This window comes from Acidobacteriota bacterium, assembly GCA_009838525.1.
In the GTDB taxonomy this organism is placed as follows: Bacteria; Acidobacteriota; Vicinamibacteria; order Vicinamibacterales; family UBA8438; genus VXRJ01.
Genome location: VXRJ01000034.1, coordinates 293,005 through 299,944, shown reverse-complemented (window position 1 = coordinate 299,944; position 6,940 = coordinate 293,005). Strand labels below are relative to the sequence as shown.

Annotated in this window: 7 protein-coding genes; 3 read left to right on the top strand and 4 right to left on the bottom strand. The window is 68.7% G+C overall.

Going from position 1 to position 6,940, the window contains the following annotated elements:
• Positions 1 to 421, bottom strand: a 421-nt coding sequence (locus F4Y45_15405; protein ID MXY25891.1) for a hypothetical protein, incomplete at its 3' end; no start/stop codon positions are given.
• 186 nt (positions 422 to 607) lie between these two features.
• Here F4Y45_15405 and F4Y45_15400 point away from each other — a divergent pair.
• Together F4Y45_15400 and F4Y45_15395 are read left to right on the top strand one after the other, a co-directional pair.
• Positions 608 to 1,336: a protocatechuate dioxygenase gene (locus F4Y45_15400; protein MXY25890.1), complete on the top strand. Its 729-nt coding sequence runs from the start codon at positions 608 to 610 to the stop codon at positions 1,334 to 1,336.
• Positions 1,337 to 1,438: 102 nt separating this feature from the next.
• Positions 1,439 to 2,650, top strand: a complete 1,212-nt coding sequence (locus F4Y45_15395; GenBank protein MXY25889.1) for an ATP-binding protein — start codon at positions 1,439 to 1,441, stop codon at positions 2,648 to 2,650.
• A gap of 8 nt (positions 2,651 to 2,658) precedes the next feature.
• Here the strand turns inward: F4Y45_15395 and F4Y45_15390 are convergent, their stop codons facing one another.
• Entirely contained in the window at positions 2,659 to 3,093 is a 435-nt protein-coding gene (locus F4Y45_15390) for a type II toxin-antitoxin system VapC family toxin (GenBank protein ID MXY25888.1), read from the bottom strand.
• A complete protein-coding gene (locus F4Y45_15385; protein ID MXY25887.1) occupies positions 3,080 to 3,364 on the bottom strand; it encodes a hypothetical protein in 285 nt (94 codons plus the stop codon). The genes F4Y45_15390 and F4Y45_15385 overlap by 14 nt, the downstream gene beginning before the upstream one ends.
• 154 nt (positions 3,365 to 3,518) lie before the next feature.
• Here F4Y45_15385 and F4Y45_15380 point away from each other — a divergent pair, with 154 nt between their 5' ends.
• Positions 3,519 to 5,423 (top strand): VWA domain-containing protein, encoded by a 1,905-nt coding sequence (locus F4Y45_15380; GenBank protein MXY25886.1) that lies wholly within the window; start codon positions 3,519 to 3,521, stop codon positions 5,421 to 5,423.
• Positions 5,424 to 5,441: 18 nt separating this feature from the next.
• Here F4Y45_15380 and F4Y45_15375 read toward each other — a convergent pair whose 3' ends face one another.
• Positions 5,442 to 6,935, bottom strand: a complete 1,494-nt coding sequence (locus F4Y45_15375) for a hypothetical protein (protein ID MXY25885.1) — start codon at positions 6,933 to 6,935, stop codon at positions 5,442 to 5,444.
• Positions 6,936 to 6,940 lie beyond the last annotated feature (5 nt).

The following is a 6,940-nucleotide window of genomic DNA, read 5'->3' as shown; positions in this document are numbered from 1 at the left end:
AGCCTTGTGTTTCCAAGTCTACTGGCTCTTCTTGCGGACCTGAATTCAGTGGTGCGTGATCGGGTGTTGCTTTCTGGTCCTGTGCGGTCGCGCCGGCGCCGGCGCCGGCGGCCGTCACCGACACCCGGTTCGAGCCCGGGGTCAGGCCTTCGATCAGGCCGACGAGCCGATGCCGCTCCGCGTCGGCCCGGAAGGCCACCGTCGCATCCGCGCCGTTCACGGTCACGCGGACGTTGTCGAGCGCGACGCCCGCCGGGACATCGATCCGCAGCAGCGCCTCCGGCCCCGTCACCGTGTCGGCCCGGCTCGACAGCACGGTCAGCTCGACACCGCTTCCTCCCGGCTGGGCCGCCGCCACGCCAACGGCAACCGCCAGCATGCCGATCACTCCCAGAATCCCGACGATTCTTTGCGCGCGCATGGTTCCTCCCCGGATGCGTTCAGCGAACAGGCGTACCGTATACCACGTCGCCGCCCGGCGGTCAGCCGACCGGCCATTGAACGCACGGCGCCGATGCGGAAATAATGCGGTCAGCCGGCCGGTCGGAACAATCGGGTCCGCTCGTGCGGGGCAGGGACCGAAGAAGGACCCGCAAGGGGAAAGAAGATGGCACGACTTCCAGACCGTCGGCGCTACGGCATGACACGGCGCTCTCTGCTCAAGGCGGGCGCCCTGACCGCGGCGGCCGTCGCGACAGGCTGCGCGGAGCCGGACCGCCCGCGGGTCGTAAGCGGCTCGGGGGGCATCTGCACCGTCACCCCGGACTTCGAGGACGGCCCGTTCTACGTCAATACGGGATTGGTCCGTCAGGACGTCACTGAAGGCCATGACGGCGTGCCGCTCGCAATCCGGCTCGTGCTGCGCGACGCGACGAACTGCGAACCGATCGCCGGCCTGCCCGTCGACATCTGGAGCGCCGACGCCTCTGGCATCTATTCCGGCGTCGACAACGGCCGCATCGTGGAGGACCTGCCCGACACGCGCGGGGCCACTTACCTGCGCGGACGGCAGATCTCCGCACCGGGCGGCGAGGTCCGGTTCGACACGGTCTTTCCCGGCTGGTACCGGCCGCGGCCGCCACACCTCCACTTCACCGCGCCGTTCGGCGATCGGGCGTTCACCTGGCAGTTCTTTATCGAGGACGCCTTCTGCGACGATCTCTACACGACAGTCGCGCCCTACGACACGCGCGGGGTCCATCCGCGGCGGACCGGCGACTTCGCCCCGGAGGGTCTCATCGTCGTCCCCACCGGCACGCCCCGCCAGTTGACGCTCGACATGGACGTCACGATCGACAAGACCAATCTCTCGCGGCTGGCGCGGGAGACCGCCTGAGATCGGGGCCGCCAACCCGCCTCGCGCGCCCGAAGTCCGTAGCAGGCGGTTTCCGCCGACGGTTGAGCGCGCGCATTATTGTGAGTAAAATTACTCATAATAATGAGTAAACCGTCGATCAGCTATTCCCGGCCCTACGTCGATGAGCTGATCAACCGTCTCCTGGAACCACGCCGCTTCATCCAGATAGTCGCGGGCTCCCGTCAGGTCGGCAAGACGACGCTGGTCGAGCACGCGGCGCGGAAATCCGGACTGCCTGCCCGTTTCGCCAGTGCCGATGAGCCGACGCTGCGCGACGTGCACTGGATTGAGCAGCAGTGGGGCGCCGCCCGGAGTCTCGCCGCCGAGGCGGGAGCACGCGGCGCGCTCCTCGTACTCGACGAAGTGCAGAAGGTGACCGGCTGGTCCGAAGCGGTCAAGTACTTGTGGGACGCCGATACGCGCACCGGCCTACCGCTGAAGGTCGTCGTGCTCGGCTCGGCTCCGCTGCTCGTCCAGCGTGGCCTCGGAGAGAGCCTGGCCGGGCGCTTCGAGATGATCCGCCTGCCGCACTGGAGCTTCACCGAGATGCGGGCGGCCTTCGGCTGGTCCCTGGAGCAGTACCTCTTCTACGGTGCCTATCCCGGAGCGGCGCCGCTCATCCGCCAGCCGGATCGCTGGGCGCGCTATGTCCGCGACTCGCTCATCGAACCGATCATCTCCCGCGATGTGCTGCTGATGTCCCGGGTAGACAAACCGGCCCTGCTGCGCAGATTGCTGGATCTGGCGTGTGCGTACTCCGGCCAGATCCTGTCCTACAACAAGATGATCGGTCAGCTCCAGGATGCCGGCAACACGATCACGCTTGCCCATTACCTGGACTTGCTTGCAGGCACCGGCCTGATCGTCGGGCTGCAGAAATATGCCGGCGACACCGCGCGGCGCAGAGCGTCGAGCCCCAAGCTCCAGGTCTTCAACACCGCCCTGGTTACCGCGCAGGCGGGGCTCACGCTGCAGCAGGCACGGCAGGATCACGCGTTCTGGGGCCGCCTCGTGGAATCCGCGGTTGGCGCGCATCTGGCCAACGCGGCGGCCACCGGCAACTGTGAGACCTACTACTGGCGCGAGCGCAACCGGGAAGTGGACTTCGTCGTCCGGGCCGGCAACCGGCTGGTGGCGATCGAAGTCAAGAGCGGGCGGGCAGCTGACTCCCTGCCTGGCATGGCGGCGTTCTCCACGGCCTTCCGGCCGACGCGCAAGCTCCTCGTCGGCGGTGACGGTATCGATCTCGAGACGTTCCTGTCGACTCCCGTCGACCATTGGCTGGATGCATGAAGGGCAGGCTACATTCCGGCTGCCGGGGTGGCCGGATCGACGCGTTCAACCACGTCGAGCTTATCGAAGTCCCGGTCTGCCGACAGAATCCGGCGAATACCCCGGCTTTCCATCGTTGCCACATGGAGCGCGTCACGTGCCGACAGTTGCCCGTGCCGCTGGAGCAGATCAAGGGCGGATGACGTGTGTTGTTCAGTCACCGGCAGGATCTCGGCGCAGATGCGGATCGCCGCGTCATGGACCGCACGAGCCGTGTCAATGCGGTTCAGCGCGCTGTAGCGATGCAGCAGTTCCTGCAGCACCTCGGCGCTTGTAACCAGCGCAACCTGGCGCTCAACCAGGTGCCGCAGGGTGGAACGGCACCGTTGGCGCAGGTCGGCGTCCCTACCCACCAGGTACATGAAGACGTTGGCGTCTACGAAGACCTTCTCACCGGCGCTCATCGTCTGCTCCGGCGTCGGCCGCGCCGAACCTGGTCTTCAGACGGCCGTACTCCCGCTTCCATTCCGCCCAGTTCTTGGGAGCGGGAACCGGATCGAGCAGGTAAAGCTTGTCAATCGCCTCCAGGCGGCGGTGTTGCGTATCCGGTTCGACGCAGTACTTCGCCACGGCCTCTCGCACGACCGCAGCCAGCTTGCGCCCCCTTGACGCCCGCAGCAGCGACTCGTACTGCGTCTCGTCCAGCGTGACCTGCACCTTGCGCGTTTTCGCCATCAACTGGATCCTGCCATCGTTTGACACAAAATACCACCATATTTGTGTCAAACAGTGGAAGGAAGCGTCTCCGAGGGTGCAGCGCTGCGCGCCGGACCGGCCGAGGCTTCCGATGCGGACATCCGGTGACGTATGGTAGGCGGGAGGGGTTTCCATGGACCACCATCGACAGGTGGGGCTCGGCGTATTCATCATCGCTGCATGCGCCTTGAGCGTGGTGCTACCGGCCCAGCAGCTCCCCACTTTCCGGAGCGGCATCGAGCTCATCGAGGTGGACGCCACCGTCATCGACGGCGACGGCAACCCGATTCCCGACCTGCAGGCGGCGGATTTCTCGGTGACCGTCGAAGGGGAGCCGCGCGCCGTCGTCCAGGCGCAGTTCATCTCGTTGCGGGCGGCCGAGGGAGACTCCCTCCCGGTTGATTCCCTGGGGGCGGACGCCGGGTACACGACCAACGCCGGCGCGGACCCCGGCCGGCTCATCGTGATCCTGGTCGACGAAGAGAGCATTCCGTGGGGAGAGGGACGCCACGTGATGCGCGCGGCGGCCGAGTTCGTCGACAGCCTGAGCCCCGGCGACCGGGTCTCCGTCGTGGCCATGCCGCAGCCCGGCGTCTACATCGACTTCACGTCGGACCACGACCGGGTCCGCCGCGCGGTCGCAGGGATGTCGGGTCTGGGCATCCCTCCGCAGGACAACGGGTTTATCGAATACGAGGTCCTTCAGGAGAGGAGACGCCGGTCGGAGGCCACACGTCACGGCATCGAGACCATCCTCGAGGCCATGCAGGGGGTAGAGGGCCCCAAGGCGCTCGTGTGGATCTCCGGCGGCTTCGTGATCGCCGGAGCGGAGCTGGGCCTGGAGAGGATGGCGGAACTGGCCGCCGCCGCGCGAACGACGCTGTACATCTTCATGCTCGACGAGCCGCTGGCTGACACGTCCGTCGCGCTCTCCTCGGGGCAGCCGGATGCCTTCGTCGTGGAACAGGCGCCGCCGGCCGAGGATTATGGGTTGCAGTTGGGCCCGGCGAGCCGCCGCGTGCAGGAGCAGGGCCTGATGGCTGCGGCGTCGATGACGGGAGGCAGCCTCCTGCGTGCGTTCTACAACCCCGGCCCGCTGTTTTCCCGGCTGGAGAGGGAGCTCTCCGGCTACTACCTGCTCGGTGTGGAGATGCTTCCGTCGGACCGGGACGGGGAGTTCCACGAGATCGACGTGTCCGTGCGGCGCGACGGCGCCCGCGTCCGCTCGCACCGGGGGGTCCACGTCCCGCCGGAGGGGGCCGGACCCAGCGAGGAAGAGCGCATCATGCGCCTCCTGCGGGCGCCCGTGCCGGTCCGCGAGCTGCCGTTGCGCGTCGCGACCTACGCCTATCGCGGCGACGCTGGCGACGGTGAGGGGATGGCGATCCTGGTCGGCGCGGAGTTCGACGCCGGGGGCAGCGTGCCGGAGGCCCTGTCGATGGGGTACCTGTTGCGCGACAGCGAAGGAGCCGTGGCGTCGCACGCGACGGTGCAGGTTGTCCCCAACCTGGTGGAGAAGCCGGACGGACCGGTCTTCGAGGTCGACTTCATTGTGCGTGTGGAGCAGCCCGGCAACTACTTTCTGCAACTGGCCGCGATCGACGCCGCCGGGCGGCGCGGCAGCGTGGAGCACCCGGTGCGCGCGGACCGGATGTCGGGTGGGCCGCTCAGCGCCGGCGACCTGATGCTTGCCGACTGGACCTCGGCGCCGGCGGGCGAGATCCCCACCCAGGTCGAGGCCCGGGTTTCAAGCGGGCGTCTGCTGGCCTTCACGGAGCTGTACGCCGACTCGCCGGCGTTCTGGGATCGCACTCGGGTCGAGGTCGACGTGGTGGACGGCGCCACCGGGTCGATTCTCGCCTGGGGGCAGGCCCGGCTGGAGGGCTCGGGCGGCGACCGACGCAGCGCCACCGCGGTCGTGGAGGTGCACGATCTTCCGCCCGGCCGGTATGTGGCGCTGGCTCGCGTCTTGCAGGATGCGACGGAGGTGGCCGACGTGCGCCGGCCGTTCCGGATTGTCTCGCAGCCCGTCCCGTAGCTAGCGCCTCACGTCAGCCTACCGCTCTACGACCGGTTCCGCGGCGCCGAGCTGGCGGAGCAGTGCGGCAGTGCTCTCGGACGGCGCATTGGCGTTGCCGTACTCGACCAGGTGGAGGGGCGTCCGGCCGCGGCTGTCCTCCACGTTGACGTCGGCGCCGCGGTCGACGAGAAGCTGGATCACGTCGTCTTCCCACATCGACGCCGCGCCGTGAAGCGCGGTCTGGCCGCCGCGGTTGACGGCATGCACGTCGGCGCCCAGATCGAGCAGCATGGTGACCGCTTCGACCACAACGTGATCCGGCGGACGGCGGGCGTCGTTCTCGCCGAGGCCGGAAGTAACCATCAGGACGGTCGTGCCGGAGGCGTTCGCATGATGGGGATCGGCGCCCGCCTCGATGAGCAGGCGCATCATCTCCAGCTTCCCCTCGCGCGCGGCAGCCCAGAGCGGTGTGGCGCCTTTCAGCACCCTCAGGCCGATGTAGTCACCCCGCAGCGCGGCGGGCGGATCCACGATCGTCGCGTCCACCTCGGCCCCCGCGTCTAGGAGCATCTGCGCCAGATCGAGACGGTTGCGCTCCACCGCTCCGAACAGCGGCGTCCGGCCGCGCCGGTCGGCGGCGTTCACATCCGCGCCGCTTTCGATCAGGTAGTGCGCCGTCGCCTCGTGCCCGCTCGCATTCGGAATAACCGTCCACTCGATGGCGGCTAGCGCGTCGATGCTTCGGCTCGCAATGACAAGCGGCGTGCTGCCGTCGATGGATCGTGCCTCGATGTCGGCCCCCGCGTCGAGGAGAAGTTGGACGGCATCGACGTCGCCCGCGCGCGCCGCGAACATCAGCGCCGTGAACCGCCCGGCGCTCCGCGCGTCGACCGCGGCGCCCGACTCGGCAAGGCGGCGGACGATACCAGTGTGTCCTTCGGCCGCAGCCCACATCAGCGCCGTCTGGCCCCGCTCGTGCTCCGCCAAGCGGACGTCGGCGCCTTCTTCGATCAGGCGCGAAGCGACGCGCGTCAAACCCATCCGGGCCGCCGTCATCAGCATGGTCTCGCCGGACGGCAGGTGCGCCGCGGCATCGGCTCCGGCGTCGATCAACTGCACCGCAACGTCGGCGCTGCCGTTGTCGATGGCGATCCAGAGTGGCGGCACGGCCAGATCGTTCAGCGCGTCGACTTTCGCACCAGCCTCGACGAGCCGCGCGACCGTCTCGGCATGCCCCCAGTGCGCCGCCCAGTGAAGGGCGGTTGCGCCGTCCGGCTGCGCGGCGCTGACATCGGCGCCGTCGGCAATCAGCGCGTGCGCGGCGCTCCAGTCCTGGCGCTCCACGGCGGCGACGACGCGCACGTCGTCATTCGCCGCGGCGGCGCCGGCCGGGGCCGCTAGCAGGAGCGCCGCTGCCACGGCCATGACCCCCGGCCGGACACGACCGGATGCCGGCCGGAGGCCGGCGCAACAGGCGGCACACCGGCTGGCACACCCAAAGGCGCGCCGGCAGGTCAACCAGGTTCTCATGGGCG